The sequence below is a fragment of the Pseudogemmobacter lacusdianii genome (genome assembly GCF_030848395.1).
Taxonomy (GTDB): Bacteria; Pseudomonadota; Alphaproteobacteria; order Rhodobacterales; family Rhodobacteraceae; genus Pseudogemmobacter; species Pseudogemmobacter lacusdianii.
In genome coordinates this window covers 256,490-277,730 of sequence record NZ_JAVDBT010000005.1, presented here as the reverse complement: position 1 = coordinate 277,730, position 21,241 = coordinate 256,490, and the positions used below count along the sequence as shown (strand labels likewise).

Sequence of the window (21,241 nt, the reverse complement as noted above, 5' to 3'; positions counted from 1 at the left end):
CCTAAAGCAAAGCCCGCGCGCCATCCCAGATCAGCCGGATCGAGATCGCCAAAAGCGCCCAAGTCACCAGCTGAAAGAACAGTCTTTCCGGCAAAATCTTGACCAGCCGCATGCCTAAAAACACCGCGATTGAGGCGGGAATGGCCAGCAGCAGCGCCAACTTCAAACTGGAAAAGTTCACCAATCCCAAGGCGATATAGGGTGGCAGCTTCACCAGATTGATCACCGCAAAAGCGATCGTTGAGGTGCCCGCAAAAACAATACGCGTCATCCCCAAGGGCAAAGTATAGACCTGCCAAGGCGGCGCGCCGGCATGGCTGACGAAGCTCGTGAACCCAGTCATCGCGCCCCAAAAAAGACCCGGCCCCACCTTCGCTGCGCGCGCTTGGGCCACGACTCCTTTGCGCAGAAGAAGGTTCAGCGCAAAGCTTACGCCGATCCCCCCGACGATCACCCGCACTGCCGGTTCGGGCACCAAGCTCGCAGTGGCCCAGCCAAAGGCGATGCCCAAGACCGCTCCGGGCAAAACGATCGCCAAAACCCGCCCGTTATAGTCGCGCCGGTACGCCCATAGGCCGAACATATCGCTGATGATATAGACCGGCAGCAGCAAGCCGGCGGCCACGCCGGGGGGAATCACCAGCGAGAGAACCGGCACGCCCAACATGCCGACGATCGGCACCCCCCCCTTGCCCGCCCCCACCAAGCTTGCCGCGATCACCGCCGCCAGCCAAAATTCCCATCCCACCATCGCATCCCCCTGCCCCTGATATCGCTAACCCGTGGCAGATAAGCGGGGAACCCCCTAATTCGTATGCCATTGCATACCGCAGGTCTCTCGCAATGCTGGACAGCGCCATATTTTGGGTCTAACGCCTTGCCCCAAACTGAACCTTAGGAGGTCCTCATGGCACGACCCAAGATCGCTCTTATCGGCGCGGGCCAAATCGGCGGCACGCTGGCTCATCTGGCTGCGACCAAGGAACTCGGCGATGTCGTTTTGTTCGACATCTCCGAAGGCACCCCGCAGGGCAAGGCACTTGACCTTGCACAATGCGGCCCGGTCGAGGGCTTCGATGCCGTCCTGAAGGGCACCAACTCCTACGCCGATATCGCGGGCGCTGACGTCTGCATCGTCACCGCTGGCGTGCCGCGCAAGCCCGGCATGAGCCGTGATGACCTGCTGGGCATCAACCTCAAAGTGATGAAATCGGTCGGCGAAGGCATCAAAGAGCATGCCCCGAACGCTTTCGTGATCTGCATTACCAACCCCTTGGACGCGATGGTTTGGGCTCTGCGCGAGTTCTCGGGCCTGCCGCATCACAAGGTGGTGGGCATGGCTGGCGTCTTGGATGCCGCCCGCTTCCGCCACTTCCTCTCAGTCGAGTTCAACGTCTCGATGCGCGATGTGACCGCTTTCGTTCTGGGCGGGCACGGCGACACGATGGTGCCGATGGTGCGCTATTCGACCGTTGGCGGCATCAACCTTCCTGATTTGGTTTCAATGGGTTGGACCACTCAAGAGAAGCTGGACGGCATCGTGCAGCGCACCCGTGATGGTGGCGCCGAGATCGTTGGCCTGTTGAAAACCGGCTCGGCCTTCTACGCTCCGGCAACCTCGGCGATTGAGATGGCTGAGGCCTATCTCAAGGACCAAAAGCGCCTGCTGCCTTGCGCGGCCTATGTGGATGGCGCGTTCGGTCTGGACGGCATGTATGTTGGCGTGCCGACCATCATTGGTGCGGGTGGCATCGAGAAAATCGTCGACATCAAGCTGAATGCTGACGAGCAAGCCATGTTCGACAAGTCGGTGGATGCGGTGAAGGGCCTTTTGGCGGCTTGCAAAGCCATTGATCCCTCGCTGGCCTGAACAAAGCCTTAAGATCGCGTGAAAAAGCGCCTCCGGTTCGTCCGGGGGCGCTTCTTCTTTGGGCTTAATGACCCACGGATTTTGAGAAGAGGTGGATCACCAAGACGCCGCCCATAATCAGGGCAAGGCCAAGGATTGCCGCCAGATCAAGGGTTTGCCTGGCCCAGATCCAAGCGACAATGGTGATAAGCACGATGCCCAGCCCCGACCAGATCGCATAGACGATGCCGGTGGGCATGCTGCGCAAGGGGAATGACAAAAAGTAAAAAGCGCCCACATAGCCTAGGATGGCGATGACGCTGGGCCAGAGTTTTGAGAAGCTTTGGCTCCGGGCTAGGGCTGTGGTGGCGATCACCTCTAACACAATGGCAAATAGCAGAAATATTGTGGCGCGTTGCATGGTTCCTCCCGTTTTTCGGACAGGAGAGCATGGGCGGGGAAAGCGCACAAGATATAGACGATGGGGGGTACCCCCTTGCCCCCGGAGCGGGAATGCGGCACTTCCCGAGAAGAATTTCATGCGGAGGCCCTAAATGGACTATTCGAAATCCGGCGGCGCCAATACCGCCAAGACCTCGCCCAAGTCGAAGCGCGGCTCGCAAAAAGGTGCGCCGAAGACCGAAGCCAATGATAAGACTGCGCTTTTGGAGCGCATGAAGGCAGCGGCGGCGAAGAAGGCGGCGGGTTGAGCTCACCCTATCTGAAGCCGGGCTTTTACGACCAAGCCCTTGAAAAAGGGAAACATCGCGACATCGTTGGTGGGCGGTGGGATGAAACTGGCTTTGTGCAGATGGCCGCATTGATTGATGAGGGGTTGGAGCCTGAGCACCGACTTCTCGACATCGGTTGCGGCTGTTTGCGGCTGGGGCATCTGGCGGTTAACTGGTTGGATTCAGGGCATTATTGGGGGACGGATGCCTCGGGCCCGCTGATGCAGCGCGGCTGGGAGGTGGAGTTATCCCCGGCGGCGCAGGCAAGATTGCCGCGCGAACAGCTGGTCGAGGATGCCAGCTTTTCCTACGCAGGCGTGCCACAAGATATAGATTACGCCATTGCCTTTGGCGTCTTTGCGCATTTGCCTGCCGAGATGCTGCGGCCAGCGCTGATCTCGGCCCGCAAGCACCTGACATCGCTGCAAAAACTTCTCTTCACGGTGTTCATCGCGCCTGAAGGCCATGCCGGCGCTTACCGACAAAAAGACGGTGTTGTGACCCATCCGCACCGCCCGCCCTACCACCGCTATAGGGCAGATGTAGAGGCGGATGCCGAGGCCGCAGGCTTTGCGGTCAGCTGGCGCACAAGGGTGCTGCCGCGCGGCCAAGATCTCTGCGTTTTGGAGCCGATCTAGGCCCAATCAACGTCTGTTTTACGTCTGGTTTGCGTATGGCTTAGGTATGGCTTTCGGCCTTACCTCGGCCGCAGGCGGATTTCCCCACCCCTCGGCCAATTGACCGCCCCCTTTGCGGCGCGCATCCTGCCCCTCCGCTGCAAGGAGATTGTCATGCGCGCCCTGCTCTCCCCCGCTTTCGCTCTTGCCAGTCTGATGCTGGCTGGCACGAGCCTTGCCGAGCCTTCGGCCCTCTCCGCCGAGATTGGCAGCTCCGGGTTGAAGGCCACCGAGACGCGGCTGGCGGCCCTGCCCGACCCTGCGCCGCCCGAGTTATTCGCTTTGGCCGGGGTGCGGTTCCTGTCGGGGGTCGAGGCGGCATTGCAACTGCGCTGGCAGACCGACCTGCAAGCCGATTGGTCGGAACTGCCGATCCTGCGCCTGCCGATCCCGCAAAACCCCGATGCGCGCGCCTTCACCGGCGCCGATCTTAACACCTTGATGAGCGGTGTGGACGGGCAGATGGAGGCGGCAAGGGCGGCGCTCAGCACGCTGGGCGAGCAGCAGTTCCAGTTGGAAATTGCGCTGAAAGATCTGTGGTTTGACATCAACATGAACGGCATCCGCGATGCGGGCGAGTCCGTTGCGCAAATCGCGGGGCTGACGCTGGGCTTGGGCGGTTTTGGCGGCACCGAAATGGTCGACCCCGCGATCCGCTTTGACACCGCCGATGCGGCTTGGCTGACCGCCTATACCCATCTTTTGTCGGCGGTGGTGCATGTCGCACAGGCCTATGACCCAGCTGCGGCGGTCGATCGGGTGACGAAAGCCAATGAAAAGATTGCCGAATTCCACGGCACCACGCCGTTCAACACCGCCTTTGATATGATGTTTGGCAACCAAGTCGACCGGGTGGCGATCATCTTGCATGCGCTGGCGAGCGCTCCGGATCAGGCGCTGGCGGCCAGCGCGCATGCGCATCTTTTGGCGGTGATCCGCGAGAACCGGCGGTTCTGGGCCTTGGTCGAGATTGAGACCGACAATGACCATGAATGGATCCCGAATGACCGCCAAGCCTCGGGCCTGGGCCTGCCGGTGCCGCAGGGTCTGGGGGCGCATTGGCAAGAGGTGCTGCTGGACGGCGAGAAGATCCTGAAGGGCGAGCTTTTGCTGCCGCATTGGCGCTATGGGGCCGAGGCGGGCATCGATGTGGCAAAGCTTTTCCAAGAGCCGCCCGCCGTGGATCTGATCGGTATGATCCAAGGCGAAGCCTTCTTGCCCTATGTCCGCAAAGGCCCCCAAGCCTCGGCCCAGTCGTGGCGCGAGTTTGAGCGGTTGGTGATGGGCGACTCGATGCTATTTGCTATCTTTTTAAACTAATTTTTACTGCGAATCGCCCCTGCAATGGGCTGCAAGCAAACCGGGTGATCACAGTTTTTGAAACTGTGATCACACTTTTAAATTCTGTGATCACATAATCTGCCATTCTCTGCCGATTTGCCGCTGCGCACGGAAAATCGCTTTGGCCCCCCCTTTGTTTTGTGGCAGAACCCCCCAAACCTGACGCCTCACCGGAGTGATTGCATGAACATCCACGAATATCAGGCCAAGGCTCTTTTGCGCAGCTATGGCATCCCGGTCTCGGACGGCCGCTTGGTCCAGCGCGCTGAAGAGGCGAAATCTGCCGCTGGCGAGCTGGATGGTCCGCTTTGGGTGGTGAAGTCGCAGATCCACGCGGGTGGTCGCGGCAAGGGCAAATTCCTTGAGGCGGAAGCGGGCGAAAAGGGCGGCGTGCGTCTGGCCAAATCGGTCGAAGAAGCTGCCGAGTTTGCGCGCCAGATGCTGGGCCGCACTTTGGTGACGATCCAGACCGGCCCGGCTGGCAAGCAAGTCAACCGCATCTATATTGAAGATGGTTCGGACATCGAGCGGGAATTGTATCTCGCGCTGCTGATCGACCGTCAGACCAGCCGGATCTCGATCGTTGCTTCGACCGAAGGCGGCATGGATATTGAAGAGGTCGCACATGCGACCCCCGAGAAAATCCACACCTTCTCGGTTGATCCGGCAGCGGGTCTGCAAGATTTCCACGGCCGCCGCGTGGCTTTCGCGCTGGGTCTGAAAGGCGCGCAAGTCAAGCAATGCGTGGCGATTGTGAAGAACCTCTACCGTCTCTTCACCGACAAAGACATGGATATGCTGGAGATCAACCCCTTCGTGGTGTTGACCGATGGCAATCTGAAGCTTCTTGACGCCAAGATGGGCTTTGACGGCAATGCGATCTATCGCCACCCCGATATCGCCGCTTTGCGCGACGAGACCGAGGAAGATCCCAAAGAGCTGGCGGCCTCGAAGTTTGACCTGAACTATATCGCGCTGGACGGCGAGATTGGTTGCATGGTGAACGGCGCCGGTCTGGCGATGGCCACGATGGACATCATCAAGCTTTACGGTGCTGAGCCTGCCAACTTCCTCGACGTGGGCGGCGGTGCGACCAAGGAGAAGGTGACGGAAGCCTTCAAGATCATCACCTCGGACCCGCAGGTGAAGGGGATTTTGGTCAATATCTTCGGCGGCATCATGCGTTGCGACATCATTGCCGAGGGCATTGTGGCAGCGGTGAAAGAGGTGGGTCTGCAAGTGCCTCTGGTCGTGCGTTTGGAAGGCACGAACGTGGAGCTCGGCAAGAAGATCATCAACGAAAGCGGTCTGAATGTGATCGCGGCCGATGATCTGAAGGACGGCGCCGAGAAGATCGTGAAGGCTGTGAAGGGCTAAGGTTTCGAAGGGGGCCCTGCCCCCGACGCGACCCCGTAATTTCAATGCGGCCCGGCGGATGTCCGGGCAACCAACGCTAGATATGGAGGCCCCGATGGCCGTTCTCATTGACAAGAATACCAAGGTGATCTGCCAAGGCTTCACCGGCAGCCAAGGCACGTTCCACTCGGAACAAGCGATCGCTTACGGCACGCAAATGGTGGGCGGTGTGACCCCCGGCAAGGGCGGCACCACGCATCTTAACCTGCCGGTCTTTGACTCGGTGCATGAAGCGGTGGAGCGCACTGGCGCGACCGCGACCGCGATCTATGTGCCGCCGCCCTTCGCGGCTGACTCGATCCTGGAAGCCATCGATGCAGAGATCGAGCTGATCGTTTGCATCACCGAAGGCATCCCGGTGCTCGACATGATGAAAGTGAAGCGCGCTTTGATCAATTCGAAGTCGCGTCTGATTGGGCCGAACTGCCCCGGCGTGATGACTCCGAACCAGTGCAAAATCGGCATCATGCCGGGCTCGATCTTCTCGGTCGGCTCGGTGGGTGTGGTCTCGCGCTCGGGCACGCTGACCTATGAAGCCGTGAAGCAAACCACCGATGTTGGTCTGGGCCAGTCCTCGGCTGTCGGCATCGGCGGCGACCCGATCAAGGGCACCGAGCATATCGACGTGCTGGAGATGTTCCTCGCAGATCCCGAAACCACCTCGATCATCATGATCGGTGAGATCGGTGGCTCGGCCGAAGAAGAAGCCGCGCAGTTCTTGGCTGACGAGAAGAAAAAAGGCCGTTGGAAGCCGACCGCTGGCTTCATCGCTGGCCGCACCGCACCTCCGGGCCGCCGCATGGGCCATGCTGGCGCGATCGTCGCTGGCGGCAAAGGCGATGCGGAATCCAAGATCGAAGCCATGCTAAGCGCAGGCATCGTCGTGGCCGACAGCCCGGCAACGCTGGGTGAAGCTGTGCTGAAAGCCATCAAAGGCTAATCTATCCAAAGGCGGGCAAGTGGCGTGATGCGCCCTGCCCGCCTTTTGCCAACTTAATATGCTAAAGACGTCGCCTAACCGCGCCCGCCCTAGAAGACCAAAACCGATACGGTCCACCCGGCTTGAGGTAATTCAATGACCGACCAGTCCCCCACCGCCGCCTTCAACGCCTCGTCCTTCCTTGACGGGGCCAATGCGGATTACATCGATCAATTGCAGGCGCGCTACGCCTCGGACCCCAATTCGGTGGATGCCGCTTGGGCCGAGTTCTTCCGCGCGATGGGCGACACCGAGGTTGAGGCGAAACGCGCCGCCGAGGGGCCGTCTTGGGCGCGGGCCGATTGGCCGCCGCAGCCGCGTGATGAGATGACGGGCGCGCTGACCGGCGAATGGCCGGTGGCGCAGGCTAAGGATGCCAAAGCGGCAGGTGCGAAGATTGCGGCGAAAGCAGCCGATCAGGGCGTGAACCTGACCGAAGCACAATTGCAGCGCGCGGTGATCGACTCGATCCGTGCGCTGATGATCATTCGCGCTTACCGGATCCGCGGGCATTTGGCGGCAGATCTGGACCCGCTGGGGATGCGTGAAGGCACCGAACAGCCCGAACTGGACCCGGCGAATTATGGCTTCACCGAAGCCGATCTGGACCGTCCGATCTTCATCGACAACGTTTTGGGCCTGACCCATGCCTCGATGCGGCAGATCCTTGATATCCTGAAGCGCACCTATTGCGGCACCTTCGCGCTGCAATACATGCATATTTCGGACCCCGAGCAAGCCTCGTGGTTGAAAGAGCGCATTGAGGGCTATGGCAAAGAGATTGCCTTCACCCGTGAGGGCCGCAAAGCGATCCTCAACAAGCTGGTCGAAGCTGAGGGCTATGAGAAATTCCTCCATGTCAAATACATGGGGACCAAGCGCTTTGGTTTGGACGGCGGCGAAGCGCTGATCCCGGCGATGGAGCAGATCATCAAGCGTGGTGGTCAGCTGGGTGTCAAAGACATCATCATCGGCATGCCGCACCGCGGCCGGTTGAACATTCTGGCCAACGTTCTGGGCAAGCCCTACCGCGCAATCTTCAACGAATTCCAAGGCGGCTCTTATAAGCCCGAGGATGTCGACGGTTCGGGTGACGTGAAATATCACCTTGGCGCCTCGTCGGACCGTGAGTTCGATGGCAACAAGGTGCACTTGTCGCTGACCGCGAACCCCAGCCACCTTGAGGCCGTGAACCCGGTGGTTCTGGGCAAGGCCCGCGCCAAGCAAGACCAGTTGAACGATCAGGCCGACCGCACCGCCGTGCTGCCGATCCTGTTGCATGGCGATGCGGCCTTTGCCGGCCAAGGCGTGGTGGCGGAATGCTTGCAGCTTTCCGGCATCAAAGGCCATCGCACCGGCGGCTGTCTGCATATCGTGGTGAACAACCAAATCGGCTTCACCACCGCGCCGCATTTCTCGCGCACTTCGCCCTATCCCACGGATATCGCCTTGATGGTGGAAGCGCCGATCTTCCATGTGAACGGCGATGACCCGGAAGCCGTGGTCCATGCCGCCCGCGTGGCGACCGAGTTCCGTCAGAAATTCCACAAAGACGTGGTGCTGGACATCATCTGCTACCGTCGCTTTGGTCACAACGAAGGCGATGAGCCGATGTTCACCAACCCGACGATGTACAACCGCATCCGCAAGCAAAAGACCACCTTGCAGCTTTATACCGAGCGGCTGGTGGCGGATGGCCTGATCCCCGAGGGCGAGATCGAGGATATGAAGGCGGCCTTCCAAGCCAAGCTCAACGAAGAGTTTGAAGCGGGTAAGGATTACCGTCCGAACAAGGCCGACTGGCTGGACGGCCGCTGGAAGCATTTGCAGACCAAGGATCTGGAGAACTACCAGCGCGGCGAAACTTGGATCACGCCCGAGGCTTTGGCCGATATCGGCACCGCGCTGACCCGCGCGCCCGAAGGCTTTGCGATCCACAAAACCGTGCAGCGTCAGCTGGATGGCAAGGGCAAGATGTTTGCCGAAGGCAAGGGCTTTGACTGGGCCACGGCCGAGGCTTTGGCCTTTGGCTCTTTGCAGATCGAAGGCTTCCCGGTCCGTCTGTCGGGCCAAGATTGCACCCGCGGCACCTTCTCGCAGCGCCATTCGGCTTTGATCGACCAAAACAGCGAAGAGCGTTACTACCCGCTGAACCACATCCGCGCCGGTCAAGCGCGCTATGAGGTCATCGACTCGATGCTCTCGGAATATGCGGTTCTGGGCTTTGAATATGGCTACTCGCTGGCCGAGCCGAATGGTCTGACCATCTGGGAAGCGCAATTTGGCGATTTCGCCAATGGCGCGCAGATCATGTTCGACCAGTTCATCAACTCGGGTGAATCGAAATGGCTGCGGATGTCGGGCCTTGTGGTCCTCTTGCCGCATGGCATGGAAGGCCAAGGGCCGGAGCATAGCTCGGGCCGTTTGGAGCGGTTCTTGCAGAACTCGGCCGAGGAAAACTGGATCGTGGCGAATTGCTCGACCCCGGCCAACTATTTCCACATTCTGCGCCGCCAGATGCACCGCAGCTACCGTAAGCCGCTCATCCTGATGACGCCGAAGTCGCTGCTGCGTCATCCGATGTGCATCTCGGATGCGGAAGATTTCACCAATGGCTCGACCTTCCACCGCGTCCTTTGGGACGATGCGCAGAAGGGCCATTCCGATCTGGTGCTGAAGTCTGATGACCAGATCAAGCGCGTCGTGCTGTGCTCGGGCAAGGTCTATTACGACCTGCTGGCCGAACGCGATGCGCGGGGCTTGGATGATGTGTATCTCTTGCGCGTCGAGCAGCTGTACCCGATCCCGGGCATGGCACTGACTGCCGAGTTGTCGCGTTTCCCCAATGCCGAGTTCATTTGGTGCCAAGAAGAGCCGAAGAACCAAGGCGCTTGGTCCTATATCGAGCCGGAACTGGAAGTGCTTCTGAGCAAGGTGCGCGGCACCAATACCCGGGCGCGTTATGTCGGCCGCGTGGCCGCTGCCTCGCCGGCCACGGGTCTCGCCTCGCGCCATAAAGCTGAACAAACTGCGCTGGTCGATGCCGCGCTGACCATCGCCTGAAGGAGTTAGATATGACCGATGTCATGGTGCCCACCCTGGGCGAAAGCGTTTCCGAAGCCACGGTGTCGACCTGGTTCAAGAAGCCCGGCGATGTGGTGAAGCAAGACGAGATGCTTTGCGAGTTGGAGACCGATAAGGTCTCGGTCGAAGTGCCCTCGCCGGTTTCGGGCGTTCTGGCCGAGATCTTGGCGCCGGAAGGCACCACGGTTGCCGCCAGTGCGCGGCTGGCGATTGTGACCGAAGGCGCTGCCGGTGCTGTCGCTCCGAAAGCGGCTGAGCCGAAGGCCGAGGCGGCTGCCGCTGTGGGTTCGCCCGGCGCTGGCCCCGAAGTGGTGACCCCGCGCGCCGATGTGGAAGATGCGCCCTCGGCCAAGAAGGCCATGGCGGAAGCCGGCCTGTCGCGTGACGCCGTGCAGGCCACCGGCAAAGATGGCCGGGTGATGAAGGAAGACGTGGCCCGTGCGGTTGCTGGTGCCTCGGGTGCGGCGGCAGCGGCTGTGGCCCCGGCCCCGGCCCAAGCCGCGATCCCGCGCGCCCCGGTTCCGGCCGATGATGCGGCCCGCGAAGAGCGCGTGAAGATGACCCGCCTGCGCCAGACCATCGCGCGCCGGCTGAAGGATGCGCAGAACACTGCCGCGATGCTGACGACCTATAACGAGGTCGATATGTCGGGCATCATGGCCTTGCGCAACGAATACAAGGATGCCTTCGAGAGGAAGCATGGCGTGAAGCTGGGCTTCATGTCCTTCTTCGTCAAAGCCTGCACCCATGCTTTGAAAGAAGTCCCCGAGGTCAATGCCGAGATCGACGGCACCGATGTGGTCTATAAAAACTACGTCCATATGGGCGTGGCTGTTGGCACGCCCTCGGGTCTGGTGGTTCCGGTTGTCCGTGACGCCGATCAGATGGGCTTTGCTGCGATCGAGAAAAAGATCGCCGAGTTGGGCCTGCGCGCCCGTGACGGCAAGCTCTCGATGGCCGAGATGCAAGGTGGTTCGTTCACCATCTCGAACGGTGGCGTCTACGGCTCGCTGATGTCCTCGCCGATCCTGAACCCGCCGCAATCGGGTATTCTGGGCATGCATAAGATCCAAGACCGCCCGGTGGTGGTCAATGGTCAGATCGTGATCCGCCCGATGATGTATCTGGCTTTGAGCTACGATCACCGCATCGTCGACGGCAAAGGCGCTGTGACCTTCCTCGTCCGCGTTAAAGAGGCGCTGGAAGATCCCCGCCGCCTGCTGATGGATCTGTAATAAAACTTAAGGCGGGCAATGCCCGCCTTATCAGCTTCGACAGCTGGGGTCCGGATGTTCAATGACAGTGATAGCCGCCCGTTTTCGTGTCGTTATGGCAACCCGCAGAGTTTGTACCACCGCTGTGGGCAATTGCTTGACTTGCCATGAAAAGGGCTACGACGGCTGTAAAGGTCAGTTTCATGTCTTGGCTCCAATGTTTGAATGCTTAATGGAACATTAATGAGGGTTGACTTGTAACTGAGTCAATCTTGTTGCCTCACGTCCGAGTTGACACGACCACAGTTGAAAGGGCCCGCCGATGCAGCTTCTTCTCGACTACGCCGCCGCTGATCCTGCCGCTTGGCAACAGGATTTCGACGCCAGGGCCGAGATGCGCGCAGCGGCGGGCCTTTCGCTTTTGCAAATCTGGCGCGATGAGGCCAATGGCGCAGTGGTTTGCCTGTTCGAACTGCGCGACCGGTCGGGGGCCGAGGAATGGTTGAAGGTGGAAGGTGAATTGCATGGCGCAGGCACGGCCCGGTTCCTGAAGACCTTGTGACAATGGCCGCAAATTCCGCCCGTTACGCCGTCAGATCGGCTGTGGAGAGAGCTTTCAGATGACCCCAGAACTTGCCGCCCTTGCCGCCGCTGCCTTCGTGCATTTCGCCAGCATCTTCGTGTCGCAACGCTTCCTGACCCGCGACATCGGGCGTGAGGGCAATGCCGGCACGCGCGAGAACCTAGAAGCACAACTCTCGCCGCTGACCCTGCGCCTGCGCCGCGCCAATGCCAATTTCACCGAGAATATCGGCCCCTTCATCATTGCCGTGCTTGTGGTGGTGCTGGCGCAGAAGACCTCGGCCACCACGGCGGTTTTGGCTTGGCTCTATGTGGCGCTGCGGGCGATCTATGTGCCGGCCTATGCGCTTGGCTGGCAGCCTTGGCGCTCGCTCATCTGGGCTCTGGGCGCAGGTGCCACCATGGCGCTTTTGATCATCGGGCTGTTCTGAGATGCCCGACCTTATGACGCCAGAGCTGACCGTCCTCGCGCTATGCGGCCTCTTGCAAGCGCTGCAATTCCTGCTCTTCGCCATCCCGGCGAATATCGAGCTTGGGACCGGCTATACCTCCTCGGCCCGCGACCGACCGCCCTCGCGGCAGCTTTCGATCCGCACGGCAAGGCTGCAACGCGCGCTCAACAATCATTTCGAGGCGCTGATCCTTTTCACCCTCGCCGTGGTGACGATCACCCTTTCGGGCCAGTCCAGCCCGCTCACCCAAACGGCCGCTTGGATCTTCCTTGCCGCCCGCATCCTCTACATCCCGGCCTATGCCCTTGGCTGGCGCCCCTGGCGCTCGGCGATCTGGGCGATTGGCTTTCTCGCAACCCTCACCCTTCTGGTCGCAGCTCTGCTCTGACCGCTTTATCAGAACTTAACTATCCCCGGACGTCCGGGGGCAGGCAGCCCCCGGCCTTCGGCCTATAAGGAGAAACCCCATGGCTGACTTCGACCTGATCGTTATTGGCGGCGGCCCCGGCGGCTATGTCTGCGCCATTCGGGCCGCCCAGCTTGGCTTGAAAACCGCTTGCGTCGAAGGGCGTGAAACCCTTGGCGGCACCTGCCTGAACGTTGGCTGCATCCCGTCGAAAGCTTTGCTGAACGCCACGCATCAGCTCCACGAAGCCCAAACCAACTTTGAGAAAATGGGCCTGATGGGCGCCAATCCCAGCGTGGATTGGGAAAAGATGCTGCGCTACAAGGATGATGTGATCTCGGGCAACACCAAGGGCATCGAGTTCCTGTTCAAAAAGAACAAAGTCACCTGGCTGAAAGGTTGGGGTGAGATCACCGCCCCCGGCCAAGTGAAGGTCGGCGAGGAAGTCCATTCGGCGAAAAACATCGTCATCGCCACGGGGTCTGAGGCTTCGGTCCTGCCGGGCATCACGGTGGATGAAGAGGTCATCGTCACCTCGACCGGCGCGCTCTCGCTGCCGAAGATCCCCAAATCGATGGTGGTGATCGGCGCCGGTGTGATCGGGCTTGAGATGGGCTCGGTCTATGCCCGTCTGGGCGCCGAAGTGACCGTGGTCGAATATCTCGACGCGATCACCCCCGGCATGGACGCCGAGGTCGCCAAAAGCTTCCAGCGCATCTTGGCCAAGCAAGGCATCAAATTCGTGCTGGGTGCGGCGGTGCAAGTGGTGGAACGCCAAGGCAATGTCGCGAAAGTCGCATGGAAGCTGCGCAAAGACGACAAGCCCGGCGAGATCGAGGCCGAGGTCGTCCTCGTCGCCACGGGCCGCAAACCCTATACCACGGGTCTGGGCCTTGAGGCTTTGGGCGTTGAGATGGGCCCGCGCGGCACCATCAAAACCAATGACCATCTCGCCACCAATATCCCCGGCCTTTACGCGATCGGTGATGCGGTCGCCGGCCCGATGCTCGCCCATAAGGCCGAGGATGAGGGCATGGCGGTGGCCGAAACCATCGCCGGCAAACATGGCCATGTGAATTACGCCGTGATCCCGGGTGTGGTCTATACCACCCCCGAAGTCGCCTCGGTCGGCAAAACCGAAGAGCAGCTGAAGGAAGAAGGCCGCGCCTATAAGGTCGGCAAATTCTCCTTCATGGGCAATGCGCGGGCGAAAGCCGTGTTCCAAGGCGAGGGCTTTGTGAAGCTTCTGGCCGATCAGGAAACCGACCGCGTGCTCGGCTGCCATATCATCGGGCCGGGTGCGGGCGATCTGATCCATGAGATCTGCGTGGCGATGGAATTCGGCGCCTCGGCGCAGGATGTGGCGCTGACCTGCCACGCCCACCCGACCTTCTCGGAAGCGGTGCGTGAGGCGGCTCTGGCCTGCGGCGACGGCGCAATCCACGCCTAAAGACAAACGGCGGCGGAGAAATCCGCCGCCGTTTTCATTTGGGAAGCTTAATGCCCGGGCCTTAATGCGCAGGCTTGATGAAGGTGCCATTGCGCAGCTCGGCAAAGGCTTGGCGCAGCTCTTCTTGGCTGTTCATCACGATCGGCCCGGCCCAAGCCACCGGCTCTTCGATTGGCGCACCCGAGATCAAAAGGAAGCGCACACCTTCCGGCCCCGCCGTCACCGTCACCTCATCGCCCGCGCCAAAGCGCACAAGCGTGCGGTTGCCGGAGAGGTCACGGATATTGACCTCTTGGCCGCGCACCTCTTTTTCCAAAAGCACGCCTTCGGGATGAGCGGCATCGCGGAACCGCCCTGCCCCTTCAAAGACATAGGCAAAGGCACGACGATGGGTGTCGACCTTGAACGTCTTGCGCTTGCCGGCAGGCACGAAGATATCAAGGTATTGCGGATCGGCGGCGATGCCTTCGACCGGGCTCTTCACCCCGCGATAATCGCCGATCACCACCCGGATCGAGGTGCCATCATCCTCATGCCGCTCGGGCAGTTCCACCCCCGGCACGTCTTGATAACGCGGGTCGGTCATCTTCAGATCGCGCGGCAGGTTGCCCCAAAGCTGGAAGCCATGCATCCGGCCCTGCGCATCGCCTTTCGGCATCTCTTGGTGCAAGATCCCACGGCCCGCCGTCATCAGCTGCAAAGACCCCGGCCCCAAGATCCCGCGATTGCCAAGGGAATCGCCATGCTCAACGGTGCCCGCCAAAACATAGGTGATGGTCTCGATGCCGCGATGCGGATGCCAAGGGAAACCCGCGGAGTAGTCGCTGGGATGATCGCCACGGAAATCATCGAACAAGAGGAAGGGATCGGCCTCGGTCGGGTCGGTGAAGCCAAAGGCGCGATGCAGGTTGACGCCAGCGCCCTCGACAAAGGGCTGGGCGCGACGGGTCTCGATCACCGGACGAATGGACATTGGGGTCTCCTTCCTCGGCGCGGTTGCTCTAAAGCGCCGGTATGGTCAGAAGATGACCCAAAGACACCCGCACAGAAACCCCGAAACCAAGCCCCTTAAAGTGCGAAAACGCACAAGTTCTCTTTCAGAACAAAAATATCCCCGCCGGAGGCACGAACCGCCGGTTGCGCCGCAGGCGCAGAGGCGGAGAAATACTTTGCGCCGCAAGGCGCTCAATTGGATCAGCCGCTGAGATGCCGCAGGCCTTGGGTGACATCGGTGCGCACCGCAAGGCGCAGGCCCGGCTCGTCGCCTGCCTTCAGGGCTGCAAGGATCATGCGGTGGTGCTGCGGCGGCTCGCGCCGCTTCAGCCGCGCATAGACCGCGCGCATGGTGGGGCCAAGTTGCAGCCAGACGGTCTCGCACAGAGCCAGCATGGCGGGGGATTGGGCGCGCAGATAAAGCGTGCGGTGAAACTCAAGGTTCGTGCGGACGTAAGCGACGGCATCTTGCTTCACCGCCGCTTCGGCGTTCAGCGAATTGATCGCCGCAAGCCGCTCGATCAACGCGAAATGCGCACGGGGCAAGGCGCGCGAGGCCAGCTCAGGTTCCAGCATGGCGCGGATCGCGGCCAGCTCCTCGATCCTCTCGGGGGATAATTCCGGCGTGCTGATCCGGCCCGAGGAGGTCAGCGTCAGCGCGCCTTCCGCCACCAGCCGCCGCACCGCCTCACGCGCTGGGGTCATCGAGACGCCAAAGGTTTTGCCAAGACCGCGCAGGGTCAGCGCTTGGCCGGGGGCCAGTTCACCATGCAACACCTGCTGGCGCAGCGCGCGATAAAGCCGCTCATGGGCGGAGGCATTGGGATCGGTGGGACGAGGCGCAATCATGCCGCGGAGGGAAGCACCGCCAGCGGGGGCGGTCAATCCCTGTCCTCAGGCTCTGACGTGGTGCTGGCGAATCGGTAGCGGTGCAAGCTGCTGCCTTGGTCATGCAGCCAGCCGCGCTGGCGCTGCCAATTGGGGTAGATGCTCTCAACCACCGCCCAGAAGGCCGGGGAATGGTTCATCTCAATGAGATGCGCGCATTCATGGGCGGCGACATAGTCCAGCACCGAAGGCGGGGCCATAATCAGCCGCCAGGAATACATCAAAGTGCCGTCATGGCTGCACGAACCCCAGCGTGAGCGGGTGTCGCGCAGGCTGAGCCGCGCATAGCTGCGCCCCAATTGTGCGGCATAACGGGTCGAGGCAATCGCCAGCCGGTCGCGCGCCAGCACCTTGAGCCAAGCTTGCAGCCGCACGCCCGCGCGGGCCGGATCGCCCGGCACCAAAAGCTGGTCGCCGTCAACTTTGATAGCGCGGCCAGTGCCTTGCACCAGTTCCAGCATCCGCCCCTCGACCGGGACCAAGCTGCCGATACCGACGCCCGCGCGCTGTGATTCCGGCATTTCCCCCAAAGTCCGGCGCAGCCAGCCCTCTTGACCGGCCAGAAAGGCCAAAGCCTCACGTTCCCGCGCACGGGTCGGCAGCGACAGCGTCACCTTGCCATCGAGCCGCGAGACACGCAGCGAGAAGCGCCGCGCTTGCGCGGAGCGGCGCAGATGCACTTCGATCGGCGGATCTCCCGGAAGAACCGGCATAAAAAGCCTCGCGCAATCCCCTTGAACGGTTGGGGTGTGATCGCCATTTCGGCACTGGACCAAAAGGCTTTGACACCGCCCGGTGCCTGTGGCAAGGGGCGGGTTTCTGGACATCCGTTGAAGGGGATAACCCATGCCCAAAGCAGAATGGGGCACGAAACGTATCTGCCCGACGACTGGCAAGCGCTTCTATGACCTGAATCGCGTACCCGTGGTCAGCCCCTATACCGGCGAAGTGGTGGATATTGAATCCGCACGCCGCAAAATGGCTGCCGCTGTGATCGCTCGGGTCGCTCCCGAGAAAGACGACGACGTTCTGGTCGACGATCTGGAAGCCGATGATGATCTGCTCGAAGCAGCGGTCTCTGATGAGGCCGAGATCGATGATGACCTGCTCGAGGATGACAGCGACGACAACGTCTCGTTGGACGAATTGGCTGATGTCGCGGGCGACGAAGAAGAAGTTTAAGATATTGCGCGGGACTGCATTTTTCCTCTTGCAGCCCCCCGCGCAGCCCACTAAATAGCCGACATCGAGACGGAAACGTCGAGAGATCGAAGCGGAAACGCAGAGATAGAGTGGGGCCATAGCTCAGCTGGGAGAGCGCTTGCATGGCATGCAAGAGGTCAGGAGTTCGATCCTCCTTGGCTCCACCAAATTCTCAATCGCTTGATTGAGCTAGATTGACAGACGCCCTGCGCTTGCGCGGGGCGTTGTCATTTTCAGGGCTCTGTTGCCCCCCCTCCCCGCAAAGCCGCCTGCATCTCAGGCTTGGTCGAATGCGCCGCCTCTGTCAGGATCACTTTTGGATCCATAGGGATGGAGGGGTCATGCCCATCGCTCTGCCACGCTCGGTCCGGGCTAAGCTTTTGCTGGCGATTGCGGCCATGCTGGCGCTGATGATCGGCTCGGCCATGCTGGCGGTGGCGGGGCTGCACCGCACTGGCAATACGGTGACGGCCCTCAGCGATGAGCGGCTGCCCGATATTCTTGCGGCGACGCAACTGGCGCGGCACAGCACCGCGCTGGCCTCACTGGCGCCGTTTGTCTCTTCGGTTGAGGTGATGAACCAATTGGATGCCGAGGCATTGCGAATCGATGGGATGATTCGCGGCTTGGATCTTTTGGTGGCGCAGCTGCCGCAGAGCAGCGCCTTTACCGGTGAGAGCGGCCAGAAGCTGCGCGATCTCGCAGCAAACCTGTCGCGCAGCACCGAGCAGCTTTTGGACGCAAGCCGCAAGGGCTTGGAGTTGCGGGCCGAAATGGTCGAGCTGCAATATGGCTTTGATGCGCAAGGCGGGCTGCAAACGGCGCTGTCGGCGACGGTTTGGAGCTCGCCGCGCCAACTGTTCTCGGAAGCGGTGAGCATCGTGCTGAGCGCGCGAATCAGCGAGAGCCCTTGGCAGCTGGACCAGCTGGAGACGCGGTATCACCAGATTGGCGACCTTCTGCAGACGGTCGAACTGCCACCCGAGGCCGCCGATGTGCCGCGCTTCATGGCGCAACAGGCCCAACTCTTCGATCTGCGGCGCAAGGAATTGCAGGTGCTGCAACGGGTGCGCTTCCTGCTGGCCTCGATCCAGACGCTGTCGACCGATATGGGCGATGCGGTTGCCGCCATCGTCAGCGCGACGTCAGCGGCGGCCGAGGCGCAGAGCCAAGAGCTGAGCCAGACCCTGCAACGCACCATGCAAAGCATTGGCCTGCTTGGCACAATTGCGATTATCGCTGCGGGGCTAACGGCGCTTTATGTGCTCACGGATCTCGCGCGGAATTTGGATGCGGTGACGCGGGCGATGTCGCGGCTCGCCTCGGGCGACAGCAGTGCCAGCATTCCGGGGCTGCAGCGCAGTGACGAATTGGGCAGTCTGGCGCGGGCGTTTAGCATCTTCAAAGACGCCAGCCGCGAGCGCGAACGTCTGGCCGAACAGCTGAGCGAAGGCAATCGGCTGGTCGAGGCGATGTATGCCAATATGAGCGACGGGATTTCGGTGTTTGACGCCCGGCAACGGCTGGTCTCGTGGAACCCGCAGTTTCTGGCGATGACGGGGCTTGCGGCGGAACGGGTGCGGCATGGCATGGGCTTTGCCGAGGTGGCGGCGCTGTTGCAGGAGGCCGGGGCGAGGCTGCACAGCCTTGACGGCAGGCCGGTGGAGCACAAAGCCACCGCCATTCTGCGCAGCGGCGATCGCGCCTCTTATGAGCTGCATCTGCGCGACGGAAGGGTGATCGAAATCCGCAGCCAGCCGATGCCTGAGGGCGGCTTTGCCACCGTCTATATGGATCAGACCGACCGCCGCCAGATCGAGCGCCAGTTGCGCCAAGCCCAAAGGATGGAGGCTGTGGGTCAGCTGACCGGCGGCATTGCGCATGATTTCAATAACTTCCTAGCCGCGATCAGCGGCAATCTGCAGATGCTGCAAGACCAGCTTTATGAAGACCCCAAGCTTTCAGCCCGCATCCTGCGCGCTTTGGATGCCACCGAACGCGCGGCCTCGGTCACGCAAAGGCTGTTGGCGTTTTCGCGCCAGCAGACCTTGCGGCCCGAGATGACGCAGGTGGACGAGCTGATGTTCAACCTGCTGGAGTTGCTGGGATATCGGCTGGGGCCGACCATTGAGATCCGGGCCGAGATTGCGCCGGATCTGCCGGGGGTGATGGTGGATCCGGGGCAGCTGGAAAGTGCAGTGCTGAACCTGCTCTTCAACGCGCGCGACGCCATCGGGGACGGTGGCACGGTGACTTTGGCGGCAAAGCTGCAACCCGAGACTCAGGTGCTGGCGCTTTCGGTGACCGATACCGGCATTGGCATGTCGGCCGAGGTGCAGGCGCGGATTTACGAGCCCTTTTTCACCACCAAAAGCAATGGGCGCGGCTCGGGGCTGGGGCTCAGCATGGTTTACGGCTTCATCGCGCAATCGGGTGGGGAGATCGTGGTGGAAAGCGCGCCAGGACAGGGCACCAAGGTGGAAATCCGCCTACCCTTACCGCTTGCGGCGGAACCGGCGGGGCCGGTTTTGACCCAAGCCCCCCTGCCCGCCTTGGGCGAAGGTCAGCGGATTTTGCTGGTCGAGGATGACCCTTTGGTGCGTGAGACGGCGGCGGATATGCTAACCTCTCTGGGCTACCGCGTGCAGGTGGTCGGCGATGTCGCCTCGGCGCAGGCGGCAATGGCCGAGGGCGATTTTGCGTTGATCTTCACCGATTTCCTATTGCCCGAAGGCCAGACCGGCCTTGATGTCGCGCGCGAGGCCGCGCGGCTCTTGCCCGGCGTTCCGCTTCTTTTCACCTCGGGCTATATGCAGGCTGAGGATGACCACCCTCTGACCCTGCCCGAAGGGGCGGCCCTGCTGCGAAAACCCTATCGCACGGGCGATTTGGCGACGGCGGTGAGCCGCGCGCTTCAAGGTCGCGGCGCAGCGGTTTAGAAGACGCAGATCACCGTTAATTATAGCAAAGATTATTTTAATAGATCTGAACTCCGCGCCTCTCCTCATCAGAAGCTCGGCTCGGCAGCTCACTTAAGTAGTGGAGTTTTCCCGCAATCGCATAAAATCTCTGCGCGATGACGCTGGTTAACACGGGAAGCGCAGGGCCTGTCACAGCGGCATCTATGGACTTGATTTTATCTTTATGATAGCAGGTTACATAAAGATGCGTTTCGTGTGGAGATGTGCATGGTCGCCTTGTCTGGCTTGAAGAAAGAGGCGCAAGGGCGCTGCGAGAGTGGCGACATGCGGCCCTCGGCGCCGCGCAGCTTGGACCATGCTCTGGCGCAGATCATGCAGCGCGCCGCGGGGTATGAGCGCTTCATCATCGCCTTGGCCGGCCCGCCCGGTGCCGGCAAATCCACCTTGGCGCGGATCTTGGCCAATCGGCTTGGTGATGCCGGAATTTTGCAGGCCGATGGCTTTCACTTTGACAACCTGCTGCTCGACCGGCTGGGCCTGCGTCACCGCAAGGGCGCGGTGGATACCTTTGATATTGCAGGCCTTGGCGCAATGCTGCGGCGCATCCGGGCGCGCGAGCCGGTGGTGATGCCGGTCTTTGACCGCGAGCTCGACGTGGTGCGCGGCTGCGCCGAGCTTTTGCCCGCCGCGACCAAATTTGTCGTGGTGGAGGGCAATTATCTGGGCCTGACCAGCGGGCCTTGGGCGGCGCTGCGCGGGCTTTTCGATCTGACCGCCGTGATCGACGTCCCCGAGACCGAGCTGCGCCGCCGCCTGACCCGGCGCTGGCGCGATCTGGGCTGCAGCCCCGCCGATGTGATCGCCCATGTCGAGGGCAATGACCTGCCCAATGCCGCGCTGATCCGCAACAACAGTCAGGGCGATGTCATCCTGCAGCCGTAACGCGGCGATTGTTAATGAACGATGAACGAGACCGAGTGAAAATCGAAGATCATTCGTTCACATCGCTCGCCTTTACTCCTCCCACAAGGGTTCGCCGTCGTGGTGAAGAGGGA

21 protein-coding genes and 1 tRNA gene are annotated in these 21,241 nt (G+C 61.3%); 16 read left to right on the top strand and 6 right to left on the bottom strand.

The genetic code is table 11. From position 1 onward, the window contains the following. Window position 1: 1 nt before the first annotated feature. Complete coding sequence (locus tag Q9295_RS07275) at window positions 2-751, bottom strand: sulfite exporter TauE/SafE family protein (RefSeq protein WP_306679859.1); 750 nt, start codon at window positions 749-751, stop codon at window positions 2-4. Between the two features lie 156 nt (window positions 752-907). Between Q9295_RS07275 and mdh the strand changes: the two genes are divergently transcribed. Continuing rightward, window positions 908-1,870, top strand: a complete 963-nt coding sequence (gene mdh / locus Q9295_RS07270; RefSeq protein ID WP_306679857.1) for a malate dehydrogenase — start codon at window positions 908-910, stop codon at window positions 1,868-1,870. Between the two features lie 64 nt (window positions 1,871-1,934). On the opposite strand, the gene Q9295_RS07265 is transcribed toward mdh, so the two are convergent. Next, window positions 1,935-2,270 (bottom strand): DMT family transporter, encoded by a 336-nt coding sequence (locus Q9295_RS07265; RefSeq protein ID WP_444860514.1) that lies wholly within the window; start codon window positions 2,268-2,270, stop codon window positions 1,935-1,937. Window positions 2,271-2,403: 133 nt separating this feature from the next. Between Q9295_RS07265 and Q9295_RS07260 the strand changes: the two genes are divergently transcribed. The 7 genes from Q9295_RS07260 to odhB all read left to right on the top strand — a co-directional run bounded on the left by Q9295_RS07260 (window position 2,404) and on the right by odhB (window position 11,312). After that, the gene (locus tag Q9295_RS07260) at window positions 2,404-2,559 is read left to right on the top strand and encodes a hypothetical protein (protein ID WP_306679855.1); all 156 of its coding nucleotides are present in this window, start codon (window positions 2,404-2,406) and stop codon (window positions 2,557-2,559) included. After that, window positions 2,556-3,218 (top strand): class I SAM-dependent methyltransferase, encoded by a 663-nt coding sequence (locus Q9295_RS07255; protein ID WP_306679854.1) that lies wholly within the window; start codon window positions 2,556-2,558, stop codon window positions 3,216-3,218. The genes Q9295_RS07260 and Q9295_RS07255 overlap by 4 nt, the downstream gene beginning before the upstream one ends. A gap of 153 nt (window positions 3,219-3,371) precedes the next feature. Next, the gene (locus tag Q9295_RS07250) at window positions 3,372-4,577 is read left to right on the top strand and encodes a hypothetical protein (RefSeq protein ID WP_306679853.1); all 1,206 of its coding nucleotides are present in this window, start codon (window positions 3,372-3,374) and stop codon (window positions 4,575-4,577) included. 204 nt (window positions 4,578-4,781) lie between these two features. After that, on the top strand, window positions 4,782-5,975 hold the full coding sequence (gene sucC / locus Q9295_RS07245; RefSeq protein ID WP_306679852.1) for an ADP-forming succinate--CoA ligase subunit beta: 1,194 nt from the start codon (window positions 4,782-4,784) through the stop codon (window positions 5,973-5,975). 94 nt (window positions 5,976-6,069) lie between these two features. Beyond that, window positions 6,070-6,954, top strand: a complete 885-nt coding sequence (gene sucD, locus Q9295_RS07240) for a succinate--CoA ligase subunit alpha (protein ID WP_306679851.1) — start codon at window positions 6,070-6,072, stop codon at window positions 6,952-6,954. Window positions 6,955-7,089: 135 nt separating this feature from the next. Then, window positions 7,090-10,056 (top strand): 2-oxoglutarate dehydrogenase E1 component, encoded by a 2,967-nt coding sequence (locus Q9295_RS07235; RefSeq protein WP_306679850.1) that lies wholly within the window; start codon window positions 7,090-7,092, stop codon window positions 10,054-10,056. 11 nt (window positions 10,057-10,067) lie between these two features. Next, a complete protein-coding gene (gene odhB / locus Q9295_RS07230) occupies window positions 10,068-11,312 on the top strand; it encodes a 2-oxoglutarate dehydrogenase complex dihydrolipoyllysine-residue succinyltransferase (RefSeq protein WP_306679849.1) in 1,245 nt (414 codons plus the stop codon). A 58-nt stretch (window positions 11,313-11,370) separates the two neighbouring features. Here odhB and Q9295_RS07225 read toward each other — a convergent pair whose 3' ends face one another. Then, window positions 11,371-11,460, bottom strand: a complete 90-nt coding sequence (locus tag Q9295_RS07225; RefSeq protein WP_306679885.1) for a YHYH domain-containing protein — start codon at window positions 11,458-11,460, stop codon at window positions 11,371-11,373. A 153-nt stretch (window positions 11,461-11,613) separates the two neighbouring features. Between Q9295_RS07225 and Q9295_RS07220 the strand changes: the two genes are divergently transcribed. The 4 genes from Q9295_RS07220 to lpdA all read left to right on the top strand — a co-directional run bounded on the left by Q9295_RS07220 (window position 11,614) and on the right by lpdA (window position 14,181). Continuing rightward, the gene (locus Q9295_RS07220) at window positions 11,614-11,853 is read left to right on the top strand and encodes a hypothetical protein (RefSeq protein ID WP_306679848.1); all 240 of its coding nucleotides are present in this window, start codon (window positions 11,614-11,616) and stop codon (window positions 11,851-11,853) included. Window positions 11,854-11,911: 58 nt separating this feature from the next. Further along, window positions 11,912-12,304 (top strand): MAPEG family protein, encoded by a 393-nt coding sequence (locus tag Q9295_RS07215; RefSeq protein ID WP_306679847.1) that lies wholly within the window; start codon window positions 11,912-11,914, stop codon window positions 12,302-12,304. Window positions 12,305-12,317: 13 nt separating this feature from the next. Next, window positions 12,318-12,713: an MAPEG family protein gene (locus tag Q9295_RS07210; RefSeq protein WP_306679884.1), complete on the top strand. Its 396-nt coding sequence runs from the start codon at window positions 12,318-12,320 to the stop codon at window positions 12,711-12,713. A 79-nt stretch (window positions 12,714-12,792) separates the two neighbouring features. After that, window positions 12,793-14,181 (top strand): dihydrolipoyl dehydrogenase, encoded by a 1,389-nt coding sequence (lpdA, locus tag Q9295_RS07205; RefSeq protein ID WP_306679846.1) that lies wholly within the window; start codon window positions 12,793-12,795, stop codon window positions 14,179-14,181. A 61-nt stretch (window positions 14,182-14,242) separates the two neighbouring features. On the opposite strand, the gene Q9295_RS07200 is transcribed toward lpdA, so the two are convergent. From Q9295_RS07200 to Q9295_RS07190, 3 genes are all read right to left on the bottom strand, one after another. Continuing rightward, on the bottom strand, window positions 14,243-15,154 hold the full coding sequence (locus Q9295_RS07200; RefSeq protein ID WP_306679845.1) for a pirin family protein: 912 nt from the start codon (window positions 15,152-15,154) through the stop codon (window positions 14,243-14,245). Window positions 15,155-15,375: 221 nt separating this feature from the next. Continuing rightward, window positions 15,376-16,023, bottom strand: coding sequence for a GntR family transcriptional regulator (locus Q9295_RS07195; RefSeq protein ID WP_306679883.1), 648 nt, complete (start codon window positions 16,021-16,023; stop codon window positions 15,376-15,378). A 32-nt stretch (window positions 16,024-16,055) separates the two neighbouring features. Further along, on the bottom strand, window positions 16,056-16,775 hold the full coding sequence (locus Q9295_RS07190; protein ID WP_306679844.1) for a M48 family metallopeptidase: 720 nt from the start codon (window positions 16,773-16,775) through the stop codon (window positions 16,056-16,058). Between the two features lie 133 nt (window positions 16,776-16,908). Between Q9295_RS07190 and Q9295_RS07185 the strand changes: the two genes are divergently transcribed. The 4 genes from Q9295_RS07185 (at window position 16,909) to Q9295_RS07170 (ending at window position 21,128) form a co-directional block, all read left to right on the top strand. Continuing rightward, window positions 16,909-17,244, top strand: coding sequence for a TIGR02300 family protein (locus Q9295_RS07185; RefSeq protein WP_306679843.1), 336 nt, complete (start codon window positions 16,909-16,911; stop codon window positions 17,242-17,244). Between the two features lie 112 nt (window positions 17,245-17,356). Continuing rightward, window positions 17,357-17,432: transfer RNA gene (locus Q9295_RS07180), tRNA-Ala, on the top strand. A gap of 174 nt (window positions 17,433-17,606) precedes the next feature. Further along, window positions 17,607-20,204 carry a hybrid sensor histidine kinase/response regulator gene (locus tag Q9295_RS07175; protein ID WP_306679842.1) on the top strand — a complete coding sequence of 866 codons (2,598 nt, stop codon included), beginning with the start codon at window positions 17,607-17,609 and terminating at the stop codon, window positions 20,202-20,204. A 249-nt stretch (window positions 20,205-20,453) separates the two neighbouring features. After that, complete coding sequence (locus Q9295_RS07170) at window positions 20,454-21,128, top strand: nucleoside/nucleotide kinase family protein (protein WP_306679841.1); 675 nt, start codon at window positions 20,454-20,456, stop codon at window positions 21,126-21,128. Window positions 21,129-21,241: the final 113 nt, after the last annotated feature.